The organism is Pleomorphomonas carboxyditropha, from assembly GCF_002770725.1.
Classification (GTDB): domain Bacteria; phylum Pseudomonadota; class Alphaproteobacteria; order Rhizobiales; family Pleomorphomonadaceae; genus Pleomorphomonas; species Pleomorphomonas carboxyditropha.
Genome location: NZ_NQVN01000002.1, coordinates 323,671 through 341,732, shown reverse-complemented (window position 1 = coordinate 341,732; position 18,062 = coordinate 323,671). Strand labels below are relative to the sequence as shown.

Below are 18,062 nucleotides of genomic sequence, written 5' to 3'. Positions count from 1 at the left end.
CGGAGCTAGGCAGCCCGCCGCAGCTCCGAAAGGTTCGACCGGTAGGCCTTCCGTCCGCCGGCAAAGGCCGCCGTCCCCGCGACGAGGAGGTTGGCGCCGGCCTCGACCGCCAGCCTGCCGGTTTCGGGGTTGATGCCGCCGTCGACTTCGACCTCGACGCCGCGACCGTCCTTGGCATCGAGGATGTCTCTCAGCGCCCGCACCTTCTCGAGCTGGGACCGGAGCAGCGTCTGTGCCGGCAGGCCCGGATCGACCATCAGCACGAGGACGACGTCGATATCGCCGATCACCGCCTCGATGGCGCCGGCCGGCGTGCCCGGATTGAGCGCCACGCCGGCACGGCGACCGAGCGCCTTGATGGTGGCGATGGCGCGATGAAGGTGCGGCCCCGCCTCGGCGTGCACGGTGACGATATCGGCGCCGGCGCGGACAAAGGGGTCGACGAGGCGATGCGGCTCGTCGACCATCAGATGCACGTCGAACGGCTTTCGCGTGTGTCCGCGCAGGGCGGCTACCGTCTGCGGGCCGAAGGTCAGTCCCGGCACGAAATGGGCGTCCATCACATCGATGTGGATGAGGTCGGCGCCAGCGGCGTCGATGGCCCGAACCTCCTCGCCGAGAGCGGCGAAGTCGGCGGACAGAAGCGAAGGCGCGATGCGGAGCGGCAGAGCGGCCGGCATGATCGGATCCTCCCTCAGAAGCCGGCGGCGGCCACGGCGCCGGCCCCGAGCAGGGTGGCGGCGATGGCGCGGACGCGGTGCGCGGGACCGGTGAACTGCCAGAAGGCGAAGATGTCGCGGCCGCTGCTACCGGCCGCGCCGCCGACGGTGCGGCCGTTGCACTCGAGCTCACCGAAGCCGCCGAACACGCCGCCGTCGTTATAGACGTGGACGGACAGGCCGCGGCAGTCCGGGCGGTCGGCCGGCTCCTCGACATAGTCGGACGACGGATCGTTCAGGAAGTTGCGGACGACGAGTTGCGCCCGCTCCTCCGGCAGCGCCTTCAGATAGCCAAGGCGTCCCGTCAGGTGCGGCGACCGGAAGCCGACCTTGTAGCGGCGGCGGCCGGTAACCGACAGCAACGCCGCGCCCGCCGCCCAGCGATAGTGAGCGGCATCGACCGGCTCGTAATAGTCCTCGTGCTCGACGCCCTCGCTGCTCGGGATGACCAGCGTGCCGTCCGGGATGAGCTGCGCCAGCGTCCAGGATTCGACGCGGGCGCCATCGGTCGAGCCGGGCCGCAGCGTCAGGTCGGCGCTGTGCTCGAAGCCGGCGTAGGCGACGCCGTCGAGCAATTGGTCGGCGGCCGACAGATGGCGGAGCGGGTTGGCGAGCGGCCGGTAGCGGCGGTCGATGCCGACCGCCACGACGTCGCCCTCGGGATTGAAGCAGGCGAGCGTCGCCTCGGTGTCGAGCCGGACCGACCGCGCCGCCGCGCCGAGGCGGTAGCTGCCGGGCGCCATCGCGGCAGGCAGGTGGTAGCTGCCCCAGTAGTCGGCGCGATCGCGGATGGTGAAGCGGATCTCCGGCGCCAGCCAGTAGCGCTCGCCGCCGATGTTCCAGTTGCCGGCCGCCGCGAAGTCGGCCATCGCCGTCGCCGATCGCCAGGCGGCCGGGTTGAGCCACAGCGTTGAACGACCGCCCGCGTCGAACGGGCCGAGGGCATGGCCGCCGCGCTCGACCACCACCAGCCGGTGGCCGGCGTCGAGATCGAGCACCGCATGCGCCAGCGCGCAACGGTCGAGTATGGACAGAACCTCGTCAAGGCCGACGGGACGGGCCACGGTCGTCTCCTCCGCTTTGGTGGCCGGCAGGCAAAAGATATCCCGCCCGGCGCGACGGACGTGCCGGAGAATGGCGGGAAAGCCCGCGGCGAAATGTTGGTTCCGGCTTGCCCGGCGGAGCTGCTCCGTCAGGCCTTGTTGATCTTCAGCGACTCGTTCGACAGCGTAAGCTGTTCGATGTATTTGTCTTTCTGCCGCATCAAAAAGTTCACGAACAGGCTCTCGACCACGCACAGCTCGGCGATGCGCTTCGACATGATCTCGCCGGAGATGTAGGTCGAGAACACAGCCGTCTGCAGCACGAAGGAGGCCCGCTTGGCCAGGGCCGAGAATGGGAAATTGGTGATGGCGACCACCACCGCGCCGCTGCCGATCGCCTGGTTGACCACCGTCAGCAGCGTCTTGGTCTGTCCCGAATGGCTGATGGCCACCAGCACGTCGCCTTTCTTGAGCTGGGCGGCCTGCATCAGTTGGATGTCGGGATCGGCCGACATCATGGCCGGGAAGCCGATGCGGCACCAGCGGTAGTAGGCCTCCTGCGACACCACGGCGCCGTTGCCGACGCCGCAGAACATGATCTTGCCGGCCGAGCAGAGGGCGTCGAGCGCGCCCTCGTAAGCGGCCTGGTCCAGCACGTTGGCCGTGTCGAGGATCGCCTGCGCTGCCGAGTTGAACACCTTGCGCGCCACCTCCTGCGGCGTATCGTCGAGGCGGAGGTCCTGATAGTCGAACAGGCCGTTGCGGCTCTCGGACGGCCGGAAGTCCGCCTTGAGCTCGGGATAGCCATCGTAGCCGATCCGCTTCGACAGGCGGACGATGGTGGCTTCCGAGCAGCCGGCCCGTTCGGCAAAATCGACGATCGACAGCGCCTCGATCTGGTCGGGATACTGCATGATGAAGTCGGCCGCCTTCTTCTCGGCAGACTTCAGCTTGTCGTAGACCGCCTGGAGCTTGAGCGCGCAGTTGTGCGGCACGCGATCGATATTGATCTTGTTCATGGCGCCCTCAAGCGTTGGTGGATGGGTCTCAGCGCCCCGTGCAGACCCTTGTAGACCTCGAAACGGCGCGCGTAGGCGGCATGGGCCGCCGGATCCGGCTCATGGACCGACCTGAACCGGACGGCCCTGCGCACGCCGTCGTCCAGCGAACTATATACGCCGGTTCCGCAGCCGGCAAAGATCGCCGCCCCCAGGCAGCCGGCTTCGGTGACCTCCAGGGTGCGGATCGGCACGGCGAGCACGTCGGCCTTGGTCTTGAGCCACGCCTCGGAGCGGGCGCCGCCGCCGATGGCCGTGAGACGGCTCACCTCGACCCCGGCCGCTCGCAGCGCGGCGAGGTTGAGGGCAAGCTCGTAGGTCTGGCACTCGATGATCGCCTTGGCGACGTCGGCGCGCCGGGTGGCGAGCGTCAGCCCGACCACCGCACCCATCGACACGGGGTCGCAGCTCGGCGTGCCGGCGCCGTTGAGATGCGGCAGCACCATCACCGGCGACGGCCCGTCCGGCAATTCGGACAGGATGGTCTCGTAGGCGTCGGCGCCGCGCTTCTCCGCCTCGATGACTTCCGCCGTCCCCCAGACATCGCGATACCAGCGCAGCATCAGCCCGCCGACGTGGTTGAGGGAGAAGGTGAAGTAACGGCCGGGGACCGCCGACAGCGTCGACGGATAGTAGCCGGCATAGAGGTCGGCGGCGCCGGCCAGATTGCTGAAGGTGGTCGACAGCACCTCGGCGGTGCCGGTCGATACCGCGGCATCGCCGTCCGTCAGCACACCGGCACCGACCGCGCCGGCCGGCTGGTCGTGCGCGCCGGCCACCAGCGCAACGTCGCCGGTGATACGGAGTTCGGCGGCGAGCGCCGGAGCGAGACGGCCGCATACCGTTCCGGTCGGCACGGCGGCCGAGAACAGCGAGCGGTCGAGCCCGAGATCGGCGAGCAGGTCGTCGGCCCAGTCGCCGCGCTCGATGTCCCAGGCCATGGTCCGCGAGGCCATGGTCAGGTCGATGAAGCCCGGCGCGCCGAGCCGGCCGAGGATGAAGTCGGCGTAGGTCACCACCTTGCATGTGCGCGCCCAGACCTCCGGCCGCGCCTCGCGCAGCCACAACAGCTTGCAAAGCGAATTGATGGCGTGCGGGCGCATGCCGGTGCGCCGATAGAGGGCCTCGGGACCGAACCGTTCGGCACAGGCACCGGCCTGCGGCGCCGAGCGGTAGTCCATGCCGAGGATGGCCGGATGGACCGGCTCGCCGTCGGCACCGAGCGGGATGATCGCATCCCCCTGGACGGAGAGGCTGAGCCCGGCGATCGCCGGCCGGCCAGCCCGCTCGACAGCCTCGGCCAGCACCTGGCGCGTCAAGCTCCAGACCTCGGCAGTATCCTGCTCGGCCTTGCCCTCCCGGTCGGCGTCGATGCCGTATTCGCGGTAGGACGCGCCGAGGGGCCGGCCGCCTTCCGAGAAGACGACCGCCTTGCAGCCGGTGGTGCCGACGTCGAGACCCACGAGTGTCATCGCCACAGCACTCCTCAGGCGTAAAGCTGATCCTGGATGCGGCGAAGCTGCAGGAGCACGGTCTCCTTCGCCGGTTCGACCATATCATAGGTAAGCGGCGTGCCTTCCGGCACCTCCGTCGTGACGACGCATCCCTTGGCGAGGCCGAGCGGCAGCAGCCGCTCCGCGCGCGCCACGGCCGCCGTCTCGATCGAGCCGCGATAGCAGAACTCGCCGATGCCGTCGAGAACGTCGCCCGGCTTCAGCGCCTTCTTGGTGATGGCGATGCACTCGGACACCAGCCCGCCCGCGGCATGGCCGGAGGACTCGCCGTAGAGCACGCACTGGGCGATGGTGAGCGGCACCTCGATCGAGCAGAGATGATAGGGCCGGTAGAGCGTGTAGTAGGGTCCGTTGCCCATGTCGCGCTGCACCAGGCCGTCGCGGATACGGGGATTGTCAGTGGTGACGATCACGAACACGCCGGGATGGACGCCGATGGCGAAATCGACGACGCCCCTCCTGCCGAGGACGCCGCCCTCGGCCTTTGGTACGAACACGCGGGTGAGGTCGGCCACCGACGACCTGGCGCCGTGCATGCCACGCACGTCCGGGACCAAGCCGGTGGCGTTCGACACCGCCGCCATTTCGACCGCCGTCTTGGAGCCGTCGACGAACTCGCACAGCATGCGGGCGTTCATGTTGCGCGCCTCGGCCTTGGCGCGTTCGGTGTCCGGCGTCGAGGCGTAGTTGAGCGGATTGTTCTTGCCCTTGCCGGCGGCGACGATCTCGAAACCGAGCGCATTGGCGAAGCGATGCAGCTCCAGGATGGCCGCCGGCTCGTCGCCGGCCGCCCAGCTGTAGACGACGCCGGCATTCTCGGCAAAGCGATGCAGCACCGGACCGATGGTAACGTCGCATTCGACGTTCATCATCACCACATGCTTCTTGTGGTCGAACGCGTCGAGCGACACGGTGGCGCCCATCTCGGCCTGCCCGGTGGCGTCGACCACCGCCGCGACGGCGGTCAGGCGGGTCGCCAGGCGATAGTCGGTGGTGGCGATGCGCCGGCCGGCCGCCACGGCCGCTTCCGCCTCGGCGAGATCGTTGGTGCGGACGACATCGGCCTTCTTCCGGGAGCTGGCATAGCCGGCGGCGGCGCGCTCGAAGCTGAGGTCGACGACGACGTAGACCTCCATGCCCTTCATCTCGCCGATCTGGCTGATGATTTCCGTGCCCATCTGGCCGGCGCCGACCACGGCGACGGCAATCGGGTCGCCGGCCTTTTCGCGCTCCAAGAGCCGCTTGTCGATCTCGTACATTCTCGGTTCCTTTCCGCACGCCGGCCGAAGCGGGACGTGACCAGCTTTTCCAGCGGGCGCGACAGATCGTTTCCCGTTCCGTGGATGGAACCGGATCGCCGCGCCGCGCGCCGCGTGAGCGATGTCAGGGCTTGACCAGCACCTTCAGGGCCCGCCCTTCGGCTGCGGCCCTGAAGCCCTCGACGATGTCGTCGAGGCCGACGGTCAGGTTGAAATATTTCTCCGGCCTGATCTGGCCGGCCGCGATGGTCGCCAGTGCCTTTTCGTGGATGTAGGCGGGATAGGAGAAGGCGCCGATCACCGAGATCTCGCCGTAATGCACCCGGTTGGCATCGAAGGTGGTGTCCGGCGCCGTCTTGGGCAGGCCGCCAAACAGCACGACCACGCCGCGCTTGCGGACCGCCCTCACCGCCTGGGCGTGGGTGGCCGCCACCGGGGTGGCGCAGATCGCCACGTCGGCACCGAGACCGGCGGTCGCCTTCAGTACTTCCGCCACCGTGTCCTGCGACCCGGCGTCGATCAAGAGATCGGGCTCGAAGCGCGCCGCCTCCTTCAGGCGGGTGAGGCCGGCCATAATGACGCGCGCCGCGCCGCGCGCCCGCGCCACCTCGATATGCAGGCAGCCGATCGGCCCGTCGCCGATGATCAGCACGGTGTCGCCGAGACCGACGCCGGCGTTTTCCTGCGCCGCGATCACCGAGGACGCCGGCTCCGACAGCGCCGCATCGTCGAGCGACAATCCCTCGGGGATGGCATGGATCATGCCGCGCTCCATGACCACCTTCGGGAAATGGACATATTCGGCAAAGGCGCCCGGCCAATGCGTGCCGACCATGCGGTGGTTGTCGCAGAGGTTGACGAGGCCGCGCCGGCAGTAATAGCAGACGCCGCAGGAGACGTCGGGCGCCACGGCGACGCGATCGCCCGGCTTGAAGCGGGTGACGTTGAAGCCGGTCTCGGTGACCACGCCGGTGAACTCGTGCCCCATGATCTGGGCGCCGACGTCGGCCTTGAGACCGGTCCTGAAGTTGCGGATGTCGGAGCCGCAGATGCCGCAGGCATGCACCTTGACGATCATGTCGTCGGGGCCGCAGGGCGCGAGGTCGAACGTACCGACCATCATGTGTTCGGGAGCGTCGAACAGAGCCGCCTTCATCTTCATCGACTTCACTCCTTGCCGGCCAGGAGGCGCTCGCCGACCGCCCCCGAGGGATGGATGATGGCGAACTGCTCGCGAGAATATCCGGTGTAGGTCATCAGCGCGATGCAGACCGCGTCGAACACGGCGATCACCGCCATGGTGCTGGTGGTGGCCAGCATGTTGAAGCGATCCGCCTCGCGTTCGATGCGGATCTTCAGCAGCTGGTCGGCGGCGCGGCCGATCTCGGAATTTTCATTTTCCGTGACGGCGATGATGAAAACCCGCTTGGCCTTCAGGGAGGCAACGAGGCGCACGATTTCAGGTGAGTTGCCGCCTTTTGAAATCAGGATGGCGATATCGTCCGGCTGCACTGCACCCAGCGCGCCATGCACGCCATCGCCCGGCGACAGGAAGAACGCCGGCCGCTCGATGCAGCAGAGCGAATGAGCGATTTTCTTGGCAGCGGCGCCGGACGTTCCGACGCCGGCGACGGCAATGCGCCCCCGGCAATCGCCGATAGCCTCGACCACTTTGGTGAAGGCAACCCTGTCGATGGCCGATGCAAGCCGGTCCAGTTCGGCCCTGCCGACCGACCAGGTCTCGCAGGCGGCGTCCCATATAGCCTCAGGCGACATTCTTTCCTCGCAGTGCTGATCCGGCACCGGCCGGGTGGGAGCGAATGCCCCAATACCGGTCAGCCGTTTTTCATATCAGTATTTCATTTCTAAAAACTGGAATTGGGAAATGCAAGCAGATTCTCGCCTCAAGTCGGCATAAATTTTCGTTTCGTAATTTCAATTATGAAATTCTGATTGACAGACAAGGGCGCAATGCTAGGCTCGGCCATCCAAAAAGGGAGGTTCTGATGAAAGACGGAAAGACCGTGTTCGGCTTGGTCGTCGGCACGCGCGGCTGCTTCAACACCGAGCTCGCCATCGCCGGGCGGACGCAGCTTGTCGCCAAGCTGGAGGCCCTCGGCTACGGCAGCGTCATCCTGCCGACGGACGCCACGCCCAATGGCCTCGTCGAGGATGCCGGCGACGGCTTCAAGTGTGGCAGGCTATTTTCGGACAACCGCGACATCATCGACGGCATCATCGTGGTGCTGCCGAATTTCGGCAACGAACTCGGCGTCGTGCACGCCATCGCCTCGGCCAAGCTCGACGTGCCGATCCTGCTGCAGGCCTGCGACGACGACATCGACCACGTCTCGGACGCCGAGCGCCGCGATTCCTTCTGCGGCAAGATCTCGGTCGCCAACAACTTCTACCAATACGGCATCAGGTTCACCGACACGGCTTTCCACACCTCTGCCATCGACAGCGAGCGCTTCAGCGCCGACATCCGCCACTTCGAGAGGGTGTGCCGGGTGACGAACGGCCTGCGCAGCGCCCGCATCGGCGCCATCGGCGCCCGGCCGCGCGATTTCCAGACCATGCGCTTCTCCGAGAAGCTGCTGCAGGCCTCGGGCATCACCGTGGTGAGCGCCGACCTGTCGGAGATCCTCGGCGCCGCCGGGCGGCTCGACGACGACGCCGCGGCCGTCAAGGCCAAGATCGCCGAAATCCAGGACTACGGCAAAGTCGTTCCCGACGTCCGCCGCGAGCATATGCTGCGCCAGGCCAAGCTCGGCATCGCCATCGGCGACTGGATCGCCGAGAATCAGGTTCACGCGGCCGGCGTCCAGTGCTGGACCAGCGTGCAGCAGAATTACGGCTGCGCCACCTGCCTGTCGATGAGCATGCTCGGCGAGCAGCTCATCCCCTGCGCCTGCGAGACCGACGTCGCCGGCGTGATCTCGATGTATGCGCTGATGCTGGCCACCGGCAATCCGTCGGCCCTGCTGGACTGGAACAACAACTACGGCGACGCGATCGACAAGTGCGTCTGCACGCATTGCTCCAACTATCCGTCGAGCTTCACCTTCGGCAAGGGCGCCGCGGAAAAGCTGGAGATCTCCTACCTCGGCGTACTCAGCACGACGCTCGGCCACGACAACTGCTTCGGCGCCGTCAAGGGCAAGGTGGCGCCCGGCGACATGACCTACTTCCGCCTGACCACCGACGACATCCACGGCACCATCAGAGCCTATGTCGGCGAGGGCCGGTTCACCGACGACCCGTTCCCGATGAAGGGCGGCATCGCCGTCTGTGCCATCCTGGAGCTGCGCAAGCTCCTGCGCTACATCATCAAGAACGGCTTCGAGCATCATGTCGGCATGGTGCGCGAGCACTGTGCGGCGGTGATCGAGGAAGCCACCAGCAACTATCTGGGATGGAACGTCTACCGGCACGGCGAGGATTGAGGCGGACAGGAAACGCGACGATCCCAAGACGAGTTGTCGTCCGTTCTTTCTCAGAACGAACCGCCGCCAAGTCGGCCCGGCTGCCAGGCAACCGGGCCGGATCGACTTGAAGCACGCCGCCGAGGCTCATATCCCCCACCCGCAGACCCAGGTCGCCGTCACGCGCTCTCCGCCTCCGCCAGCACCATGTAGGCCGCGGCCGTCCAGGAGAAGCCGAGGCCGCCGCAGCCTTCGCCGGTGACCGGGTCGAAATATTCCGCGAAGCCCTCGGCCTCGATGGCCGCGATGGCGGAGCGGCGCAGCGCCGCCGCGGCGGCCGGCTGTCGGTTGCGCATCAATCCGTCGATCAGCAGCCAGTCGATGATCGCCCAGGCCGGCCCGCGCCAGTAGCGCTTCGGTTCCCAGGCGCTGGTGCCCGGCTTGGTGGTCGGAAAAGCGACCTTCAGCCCGTCGGACCAGACCTTCATCTCCGCGACGATGGCCTCGACGATGGCCCGGTCGAGGTCGAGCGACAATAGCGGCATGAACCCGGCCTGCGTCGCGGCCTCGACGTCGGCGCCGGAGACGAGGTCGCGCGAGACGAAGCGCGAGAGCTGCGGCCGCCATTGCGCCAGGATGGCGCGCCGCGTGCGGTCGTTGAGGGCGGCGATCTCGTCGGCCTCGGCCGGCCGGTCGAAGCGGCGCGCCAGGACTTCGAGATCCTCGCCGGCCTTCAGCAGGATGGCGGTGGTCTGGATGTCGGCGACCTTGAACGGCGCCTTTTGCCACTGCCGGATCGGATTCCAGCCGCAGTCGGCATAGGTGTCGACGAGGTGGATGAAGCGGTGGTAGTCGGCGTCGCGCGGCCGCATGTCGGCGCTCACGTGGCCGGTATCCTTGCGCGCCACCGGCGTCGCCGTGGTCGTCGGCACCCGCGCCAGCGCCACGTCCCAGGCCGGCGAATTGTCGCTGCCGCTCTCCCAGGGGTGGAGCAAGGCGACGAGGCCGGTGCCGTCCGGGTCGCGGGCGCGATACCACCAGCGATGCCAGCGGAGCGCCGCTTCGTAGAGTGCCAGGCTGCGGGCGCGATCGCCGCCGGCCTCGTGGAGCTTGCGCAGCGCGATGGCGAACACCGGCGGCTGGGTGATGCCGGAGGTGGGAACCGGGTTCGGCGTGCGCCAGACCGCCGGACCGGGGAAATAGGTGTCGCTCGGCTGGTGGAAGACGATGTGCGGGATCATGCCGTCGGCCCACTGGCCCTCGGCGAGCCGCTCCAGCTCCCGGTAGGCGCGCTCGACGTCGTAGAGCGCGAAGCCCATGGCGACGAAGGCGGAGTCCCAATTCCATTGGAAGGGATAGAGCCGGTCGGTCGGTACGGTGTAGCCGCCGCGGTCGTTGGCGGCGAGGATGCGCCGGGCCTCGGCGATATGCTGGTTCATGCTGGAACTCCAGGAGGTCAGGCCATGGCGGCCGGATAGGACTTGCCGCTTTCCGGCGACAGCCAGGTGATGCGGTCGAGATCCGGGCGCAGGCTGATGACGTCGCCGCCGCGCACGCGCTCGGCCGGCGGCAGGATGACCCTGACCGGCTGGCCGTGGATGGCGCCGGTCAGCAGCAGATGCGAGCCCATCGGCTCGGCGACGCGCACCGTCATGTCGAGCCCGTCGCCGGGGGCGGCAAGCGCCACCGCCTCGCCGCGCAGGCCGAGCACCACCTCGCGGCCCGCTCCGGCCGGCGCCGGCAGCCGCAGCGTACCGGCCGCCACCGCGCCGTCCTCGACCGCGACGGTGATGAAGTTCATCGGCGGGTTGCCGATGAAGCCGCCGACGAAGCGCGTCGCCGGATGATTGTAGATTTCGACCGGCGAGCCGACCTGCTCGACCACGCCGTCGTGCATGACGGCGATCCGGTTGGACAGCCCCATGGCTTCCGTCTGGTCGTGGGTGACGTAGATCGTCGTGGTCCCGGCGCCCTGCAGCACGGTCTTGAGCTCGGTGCGCATCTCCAGCCGCAGCAGCGCGTCGAGGTTGGAGAGCGGCTCGTCCATCAGCAGCACCCGCGGCTCCACGGCCAGCGCCCGGGCGACCGCGACGCGCTGGCGCTGGCCGCCGGACAGCTTGTTGGGATAGCGGTCGAGATAGGGCTCGATGTGCAGGAGCCCGGCCGCCTTCTCCACCTGCTCCTTCACCCGCCTGTCGTCCGCCTTCTGCATCCGGAGCCCGAAGGCGACGTTCTCGTAGACCGTCATGTGCGGGAACACGGCGTAGTTCTGGAACACCATGGCAAGGCCGCGATCCTTCGGCGGCAGGCCGATCACCGAGCGCTCGCCGATCAGCACGTCGCCCGAGGTGGCGGTCTCCAGCCCGGCGATGATGCGCAGGAGCGTGGTCTTGCCGCAGCCCGAGGGACCGAGGAGGGACACGAATTCGCCGTCGCTGATCGTCAGCGAAATGTCCTTCAGCGCTTCGAAGGCGCCGAAATTCTTGCGGATCCCGTCAATGACGATGTTGGCCACGGGTCTGGTTCCGTTACTTGGAGGAGATGCCCCAGATCGCGAACAGGTAGCGCCTGACCGCGAAGATGAAGACCACCGAGGGAAGGATGAGGAGCAGTCCGCCGGCGAAGCGGTAGTGCATCGGGCTTTCGGCCAGCACCGTCAGCAGATAGGCGGTCAGCGTCCGGTTGCGGACGGTCAGCACCGAGGCCGCGAACACCTCGTTCCAGGAGATGACGAAGGCGAAGACGGCGGTCGCGGCGAGGCCCGGCATCGCCAGCGGCACCACGACCCTGAGCACCGCCTGGAGCCGGGTGCAGCCGAACACCCAGGCCGCCTCCTCCAGTTCGCGCGGCACGCCGAGGAAGATGCCCTGCGTGACCAGCGCGGCGAAGGGCAGCGCCAGCACGGTGTGGATCAGCCCGACGCCGACGACGGTGTCGTAGAGGCCGAGCTTGATGAAGGAGACGGTCAGCGGCAGCGCAAGGATGGCGAGCGGGAAGGCGCGGGTCAGCAGCACCAGCAGCCGGTAGCCGTCCTTGCCGGGAAAGCTGTAGCGGGCGAGCGCGTAGCCGGCCGGCGCGCCGAGCAGGATCGACAGCGCCACGGTGATGCCCGCCGCGCCCAGCGAGTTGAGGAACGAGCCGACGACGCCTTCCGTCCGCAGGAACAGCAGGAACGGCTCGATCGAGACGCCGGTCGGCAGCACGGTCTTCGGCCACAGGTAGACGCCCTGCCGGCCGCCGAATGCGCCGAGCGCCACGAGATAGATCGGCACCAGCACCCAGGCGCAGAGCGCGGCGATACCGCTCCACAGCAGCAGGCGGCGGGAGGACGGAAAGCTCGCGGGCGCCGTCTTCGGAAGGGTCGTGGTCATGGCAGCCGCTCCGGATCGACCTTGATGGCCCTGAGGTAGACGACGGTGGCGGCCAGCGAGACCACCATGATCAGCACGGCATAGGCCGCCGCCACGCCGTAGTTCTGGTTCTGGTTCTGCCAATTGTAGGCTTCGCCGACCAGGACGGGAAAGTTGCGGCCGCCCAGCGCGTAGACCACCGAGAAGACCTCGAAGGCGAGCACGGTGCGCAGGATCAGCGCCGATTGCAGGGCCGGCCGGATCAGCGGCAGCGTGATGCGCCAGAACCGCACCCACGGGCCGGCGCCGAAGATCTCGGCCGCCTCGCGGAACTCCTTCGGCACCTGGTTGAGGCCGGCGACGATGATCACCATGACGATGGCCGTGCCGCGCCAGATCTCGGCAACGGCGATGGCGAGGAACAGCGCGACCGGCGTCTGGTAGGACAGCCAGCTCGTCTGCCGCTCGATGATGCCGAGGCCGTAGAGCAGCGAGTTGAAGTAGCCGCTGTTCTGCAGGATCGCCAGCCAGACGAGGCCGGCGGCGAGATCGGAGATGCCGAGCGGGATGGTCCATATCCACAGGATCGTCTCGCGTCCGCGCCCGATCTTGCCGACCATCGTGCCCATGGCGAGCGCGATGGCGAGCTGCACCGGCACCACCGCCAGCGTCAGCAGGAAGGTATTCTTCAGCGAGCGGGTGAAGTTGAGGTCGCCGGCCATGCGCTGCGCGTTGGCCAGCGACGGCACGCCGTTGTCGGACATGGACAGCCAGATCGTCTGCACCAGCGGCACGAGGAACAGGAGCGCCAGGAAGGCGACCGATGGCAGGATCAGGACATAGGGGATCCAGGGCCGGTTCTGGGACATGGAATGCTTGTCGCCTTGAAACGAGTTCCGGGCAGCGATGCCCGCCGGGAAGGATGGGCGCCCGCACTCCGTCCGGGCGCCCGACAGGTCATGGCAGAGCGATCACTGCACCGGACAGGGGCCGTCGCTGCTGGCGTCGGGAGCCCAGCAGGGCGCCTTGGTGTCGGTCATCAGCTTGGCCAGCACGGCGGACTCCTCCTTGAGCACGGCGGCGACCGGCTCGTTCTGCAGGACGATGCGCTGGAAGCTGTCCATGTAGACCTTGTTGAACTCGCCGCCCTTGTCGCCGAGCCCGACCGGCAGCAGCGAGATCACCGCGTCCTTGGCGGCCTGGGTGGCCGTCACGCCGCCGGCGAGCAGGGCGACGCCGGGGTCGAGGTCCGGCGGCAGGTCGACGTTGAGCGTCGGAAAGAAGCCGACCCGCGCCGCGGTCAGCAGTTGCACGTCAGGCGTGGTGAGGTGCTCGATGACCTTGATGGCGCCGTCCTTGTCCGGCGCGCCCTTGGGGATGGCGAGCCCGGCCAGCACCGGCATGTAGCCGCGCCCCTTCGGCCCGGCCGGCGCCGGGAAGACGACGTAGTCGTCGGGCGTCGCCGAGATGGCGTTCTTGAGGCGGGCGATGTGGTCCCACGCCACCATGACTTCGCCGGCCGCCAGCGGCTCCTGCATGAAGTCGTAATTTGTGGAATTGGGCGTTACGTAGGCCCACAGCGCCTTCAGCTTCTCCCAGCCGGCGGCGGCGTCGGCGTTCTGGAACGTGCGGACGACGCCGCCGGTGAAGGAGGGATAGAAATAGCCCTGGAAATAGCGGGCCATCAGGCCCTTCGGACCGGCGGGAAAGCCGATCTGCGGCTGGCCGGTCGCCTCCTGCAGCGCCTTGCCCCAGTCGATGAGCTGGTCGTAGCTGAGCGCGTTCACGTCGGCGCCGGCCGGCAGATACTGGAGGGCCTCCTTCTTGGCGGCCATCACGTAGGTCGCCTGCATCCACGGGATATATTGCTGCGTCGGCTTGCCGAGCTTGCCGAGATCCAGCACCGACTGCGGCATGCCGTCGGCCGCGAGCTTCTTGGCCAGATCGTCGAGCGGTTCGAGCGTGTCGTTGTCGGCCAGCGGCGACAGTTCGCCGTGCAGGGCGCCGACCAGGCTGACGGTGCGCTTGCCGGCCTGACGCTCGGCCTCCATGCGGACCGCGAATTGCGGCGGCTCCTCGACCACGTAGTCGACTTGGCCGGCGTCCTTCAGCAGCTCCTGCCGCACCACGGTCGCCTCCTCGATCGGGCGCAGTTGGGTCGAGACGAAAACGGTCTGGGCCTGGGTGGGAGCGGCGAGCGCCATCAGCGCCGGCGCCAGAATCCCGAGTGACATGAGGCGTTGCATATCTTCTCCTCCTTGGTAGCTGGGTTGTCGTTCACGCCTTCCTCATGCCGTCCTGAGCGGGCGGCGATGGCTGTCGCGGTCGACGAATTCGATCGCGTGGAGTTCCTGGAGCCGATCGGCGGGCTCGCCGGCCATGGCGCGCAACAGCAGCGAGGCAAAGTTCGCGCCGAGGTTCTCCCCGGTCATGCGCATGGTCGAGAGCGACGGGCTGGCAAAGGCGCCGATCGGCAGGTCGTCATGGCCGACGATGCTGATCTCTTCGCCGCCGTCGACTTCGCGCAGCGCCCTCAGCGCGCCGATGGCCATCTCGTCGGTGGCGCAGACCAGGGCGGTCGGCCGTTCCGGCCGGCGCAGCAGGTCGAGCGCGGCGATGTAGCCGCCCTGCTCCGTCGGAGCGGCCTCGGCGCACAGGTCCGTGCCGAGGCCGGCCTCCTGCATGGCCGCCTGCCAGCCCCGCTGGCGGGCATGGGCGAAATAGTAGTCCTGCGGCCCGGCGATGTGGCCGATGCGGCGATGGCCGGCATCCTGGAAGCGTCTCGTCGCGGCGTGGAAGCCGGCGTAGCCGTCGCCGTCGATGTAGGGATGCGGCACGGCGCTCTCGGTGCGGCCGTTGGTGACGAAGGGAATGCCGCGCGATTGCAGGAACTCGACGCGCTCGTCGTGGCGCCTGGTGCGCACCAGCAGCATGGCGTCGACGCGACGCCCGTCGACGAAACGCCGGCAGAGGTCGAGCTCGCTCTCGCCGCGCGGCACCGGCGCGATGACGAGGTTGAGGCCGGCGCCGGCCAGGCACTCGGCGCATCCCGACAGCATGTCGAGGAAATGCGGCGGACCGATATGGCCGGGGTCGCTCGGCAGGGTCACGGCCACCAGCTCCGCCCGCTGCTTGCGCAGGCGCCGCGCCGAGGCATTGGGACGGTAGCCGGCCGTGGCGGCGGCGGCCAGCACCCGCTCGCGCGTCGCCGCGGAGACATCGGCATAGCCGTCGAGCGCCCGCGACACCGTGGTGATCGACAGGCCGAGCGATTGCGCGAGCTGTTTCAGGTTGGCCACGATCTTCCTCCCGATGGCCGGGCAGGATTTTCCAAAACGTTTTGGGAGTCAATCCCAAACGTTTTGGACATTTGTCGCAGGCCCGGTCCAAGCGTTCTTGCGGATCTTGCACGGCGCCGGATGTGCCCGCGTCCGAAATCCCCCGCCCGGCCAGGGGTTTGGCGCCGATCGCACCTTCCGACGAACGGGCGGCGCGACGGCCTTACCGATTCAATGGCGGCTTATCCTTTGGTCGATGGGATCACAGCGTCGGCCGCGAGACCGCCACAGGCGCTCTCGTCAACATCCGGGTTCTGCGACTTGCACCCGCCATCCGGGCACATGCCGGCAAGCGGATTGCCGGCAGCACGCCGCCGGCACCGCTCGGCGCACAAGACCGATGCTGCCTGTCGCTGATCCGGCTGCCGGCCGGATTGCCCTAAGTCCTGATCCTCGAAGGCGCTTCAGCGCGCCCTGGCGACGACGACGTCGATGTCGCAGGCGGCGGCGCCGGCGAACTCGATCCGGCCCAGGGAGCCGGGCTTGACGGGATGAATGCCGGTGGTCATGCCGGTCAGCACCACGTCGCCCTTTCCGAGATGCCGCCCGCGCCGGCGCAGGTTCTCCGCCAGGAAGACCAGCGCGGCCACCGGCCCGCCGGCGACGCTGGCGGCCGTGCCCTCCCCGGCCACCTGACCGTCGATCAGCATCCTCGAGGCCAGTTGCTCGGCCGGCAGATTCCGCCAGTCCGCGATCAGCGGACCGACGATCGCCCCGGCGTTGTTGCCGTGATCGCACACGACGGCGAGCGGGCCGATGTCGTTGAGGCTGGCCAGCGGGCTCGAGGCGACCTCGGAGCCGGCGTGGAGGCCTTCGAGCGCATCGAGCACCGCGTCCGCCGTCACGCCGGCCGGCCCCGGCTTGAGGTCCCTGGCGAACACGGCGACGAATTCGGCCTCGAGGGCGGCAAAGCCACCCTGGTAGACCGCCGCTTCGGCGCGTCCGCCGTCCGGAAGCCGGCGGACGTTGTCGGCGAAGATCGGTCCCGCGAGCCGGTCGGCGCCGAGAACCGGCCGGAGATCCGGCCGGATGCCGGCGACCTTCCAGCCGGCGACCGGCCGGCCGTCGAGCGCCAGCGCCCGCTCCTGGACGCGATAGGCATCGGCGAGCGTCGCCGGCAGGGCGCCGGGGAAGGCCTCGAGCTTCTCTGCCCGTCGCCGCGCCGTCACGAAGGCGGAGGCGATCTTTTCGATTTCAGCGGCAGTCATCTTCGTGTTCCTGATCTTCGTTGCATGCCGGCCTGTCACCTTCGGGTAACCGGCCGTCCGGTTGGGTGCTAGATGCTCGACCTGACCACCAGATGCGGCTCGACCTTCAGATGCTCGGCGCCGCGGCGGCCGTTGATCCGGCCGAGCAAGGCGTCGGCGGCCATGGCTCCGAGGCGGCGCCCTTCCGGATCGATCGAGGCGAGGTCGACGAAGGGGAGCGCCGCGACGCTCGAATTGTCGAAGCCGATCACCGCCAGGTCGTCCGGCATGGACAGGCCGACGGACCGGGCGATGTTGACGACGTGAACGCCGACGAGGTCGCTCCAGCAGAAGAAGGCGCTCGGCCGGTCCGGGGCGGAGAGGATCTGCCGGATGCGCGCGTCGCGCGCCGCCGAGGCCTCGCCGCCCGGCACGCGGTGGGGAATCATGGCGATCCGGATGTTGTCGGCCAGCCCGGCCTCCTGCATGGCCCGGCGATAGCCGAGGCTGCGCTGATGCATGACGCTGTGGAGGAACAGCGGGCTGTCCGGCGGCTGCAGCGCTCCCTCGTCGGGCAGCATCAGGCCGATGCGGGTGTGGCCCCGTTCGACGAGGGCGCGCACCGCGATGGCCGCGCCGAGCTGGTCGTCGCTGTTGACGGTGTCGAAGTCCGTCGCGTCGGGCTCATGCTGGTTCATGACCACCAGGGGCGTCTGCCTGGCGAAATGCTGCAGTTGCGCGCTCATCAGATGGGGCGAGACGAGAATGAGGCCGTCCATGCGGCTGTCGATCATCGACTCGATCAGCGAGGTCTCGATCTCCGTCCGCGACTGGCCAATGCCGATCATCGCGTGGTATCCGGCGGGTTTCAGCGTCTCCATGACGCCGTCGATGACCTCCGGCAGAAACGGATTGGTGATGTTGATGAGGAGGACGCCGACCCGGAAGGTCCGGCCGCGCATGCCGCGCGCCGCGGCGCTCGGCCGGTAGTCGAGGCGTTCGATGGATGCCATCACCTTGCTGCGCAGCGCCTCGCTGACGCCGTAGGCATCGCCCCGAAGCACCTTGGAGACGGCCGCGACCGAAACACCCGCGTCGGCGGCGACGGTGCTGATCGTCGCCCGCCGCCCGGGCTTGGGAATTGTCTCCGAATTCACTTCCGCGAGCGT

Annotated in this window: 16 protein-coding genes; 1 reads left to right on the top strand and 15 read right to left on the bottom strand. The window is 68.3% G+C overall.

The features are described 5' to 3' along the window. Positions 1-5 precede the first annotated feature (5 nt). From rpe to CJ014_RS06010, 7 genes are all read right to left on the bottom strand, one after another. Entirely contained in the window at positions 6-680 is a 675-nt protein-coding gene (rpe, locus tag CJ014_RS06040; protein WP_100079629.1) for a ribulose-phosphate 3-epimerase, read from the bottom strand. A gap of 14 nt (positions 681-694) precedes the next feature. Further along, positions 695-1,783: a DUF6786 family protein gene (locus CJ014_RS06035; RefSeq protein WP_100079628.1), complete on the bottom strand. Its 1,089-nt coding sequence runs from the start codon at positions 1,781-1,783 to the stop codon at positions 695-697. 128 nt (positions 1,784-1,911) lie between these two features. Continuing rightward, positions 1,912-2,781: a MurR/RpiR family transcriptional regulator gene (locus CJ014_RS06030; protein ID WP_100079627.1), complete on the bottom strand. Its 870-nt coding sequence runs from the start codon at positions 2,779-2,781 to the stop codon at positions 1,912-1,914. Then, positions 2,778-4,292 carry an FGGY-family carbohydrate kinase gene (locus CJ014_RS06025; RefSeq protein WP_100079626.1) on the bottom strand — a complete coding sequence of 505 codons (1,515 nt, stop codon included), beginning with the start codon at positions 4,290-4,292 and terminating at the stop codon, positions 2,778-2,780. Before CJ014_RS06025 ends, CJ014_RS06030 begins: the two co-directional genes overlap by 4 nt. A gap of 14 nt (positions 4,293-4,306) precedes the next feature. Then, the gene (locus CJ014_RS06020) at positions 4,307-5,593 is read right to left on the bottom strand and encodes an NAD(P)H-dependent oxidoreductase (protein WP_100079625.1); all 1,287 of its coding nucleotides are present in this window, start codon (positions 5,591-5,593) and stop codon (positions 4,307-4,309) included. Positions 5,594-5,717: 124 nt separating this feature from the next. Further along, positions 5,718-6,755: an alcohol dehydrogenase catalytic domain-containing protein gene (locus tag CJ014_RS06015; RefSeq protein ID WP_100079624.1), complete on the bottom strand. Its 1,038-nt coding sequence runs from the start codon at positions 6,753-6,755 to the stop codon at positions 5,718-5,720. 5 nt (positions 6,756-6,760) lie between these two features. Continuing rightward, the gene (locus tag CJ014_RS06010) at positions 6,761-7,369 is read right to left on the bottom strand and encodes a KpsF/GutQ family sugar-phosphate isomerase (protein WP_100079623.1); all 609 of its coding nucleotides are present in this window, start codon (positions 7,367-7,369) and stop codon (positions 6,761-6,763) included. A 230-nt stretch (positions 7,370-7,599) separates the two neighbouring features. Between CJ014_RS06010 and CJ014_RS06005 the strand changes: the two genes are divergently transcribed. Further along, complete coding sequence (locus CJ014_RS06005; protein ID WP_100079622.1) at positions 7,600-9,039, top strand: L-fucose/L-arabinose isomerase family protein; 1,440 nt, start codon at positions 7,600-7,602, stop codon at positions 9,037-9,039. Between the two features lie 158 nt (positions 9,040-9,197). Here the strand turns inward: CJ014_RS06005 and CJ014_RS06000 are convergent, their stop codons facing one another. The 8 genes from CJ014_RS06000 to CJ014_RS05965 form a co-directional block, all read right to left on the bottom strand. Further along, positions 9,198-10,457 carry an MGH1-like glycoside hydrolase domain-containing protein gene (locus tag CJ014_RS06000; protein ID WP_100079621.1) on the bottom strand — a complete coding sequence of 420 codons (1,260 nt, stop codon included), beginning with the start codon at positions 10,455-10,457 and terminating at the stop codon, positions 9,198-9,200. Positions 10,458-10,474: 17 nt separating this feature from the next. Beyond that, the gene (locus CJ014_RS05995; RefSeq protein ID WP_100079620.1) at positions 10,475-11,533 is read right to left on the bottom strand and encodes an ABC transporter ATP-binding protein; all 1,059 of its coding nucleotides are present in this window, start codon (positions 11,531-11,533) and stop codon (positions 10,475-10,477) included. Between the two features lie 13 nt (positions 11,534-11,546). Further along, on the bottom strand, positions 11,547-12,389 hold the full coding sequence (locus CJ014_RS05990; RefSeq protein ID WP_100079619.1) for a carbohydrate ABC transporter permease: 843 nt from the start codon (positions 12,387-12,389) through the stop codon (positions 11,547-11,549). Continuing rightward, a complete protein-coding gene (locus CJ014_RS05985) occupies positions 12,386-13,237 on the bottom strand; it encodes a carbohydrate ABC transporter permease (protein ID WP_100079618.1) in 852 nt (283 codons plus the stop codon). The genes CJ014_RS05990 and CJ014_RS05985 overlap by 4 nt, the downstream gene beginning before the upstream one ends. Positions 13,238-13,339: 102 nt before the next feature. Further along, the gene (locus CJ014_RS05980) at positions 13,340-14,614 is read right to left on the bottom strand and encodes an ABC transporter substrate-binding protein (protein WP_100079617.1); all 1,275 of its coding nucleotides are present in this window, start codon (positions 14,612-14,614) and stop codon (positions 13,340-13,342) included. A 42-nt stretch (positions 14,615-14,656) separates the two neighbouring features. After that, entirely contained in the window at positions 14,657-15,667 is a 1,011-nt protein-coding gene (locus tag CJ014_RS05975; protein WP_100079616.1) for a LacI family DNA-binding transcriptional regulator, read from the bottom strand. A 443-nt stretch (positions 15,668-16,110) separates the two neighbouring features. Continuing rightward, a complete protein-coding gene (locus tag CJ014_RS05970; RefSeq protein WP_100079615.1) occupies positions 16,111-16,914 on the bottom strand; it encodes a 2-keto-4-pentenoate hydratase in 804 nt (267 codons plus the stop codon). A 68-nt stretch (positions 16,915-16,982) separates the two neighbouring features. Further along, positions 16,983-18,050, bottom strand: coding sequence for a LacI family DNA-binding transcriptional regulator (locus CJ014_RS05965; protein WP_100079614.1), 1,068 nt, complete (start codon positions 18,048-18,050; stop codon positions 16,983-16,985). Positions 18,051-18,062: the final 12 nt, after the last annotated feature.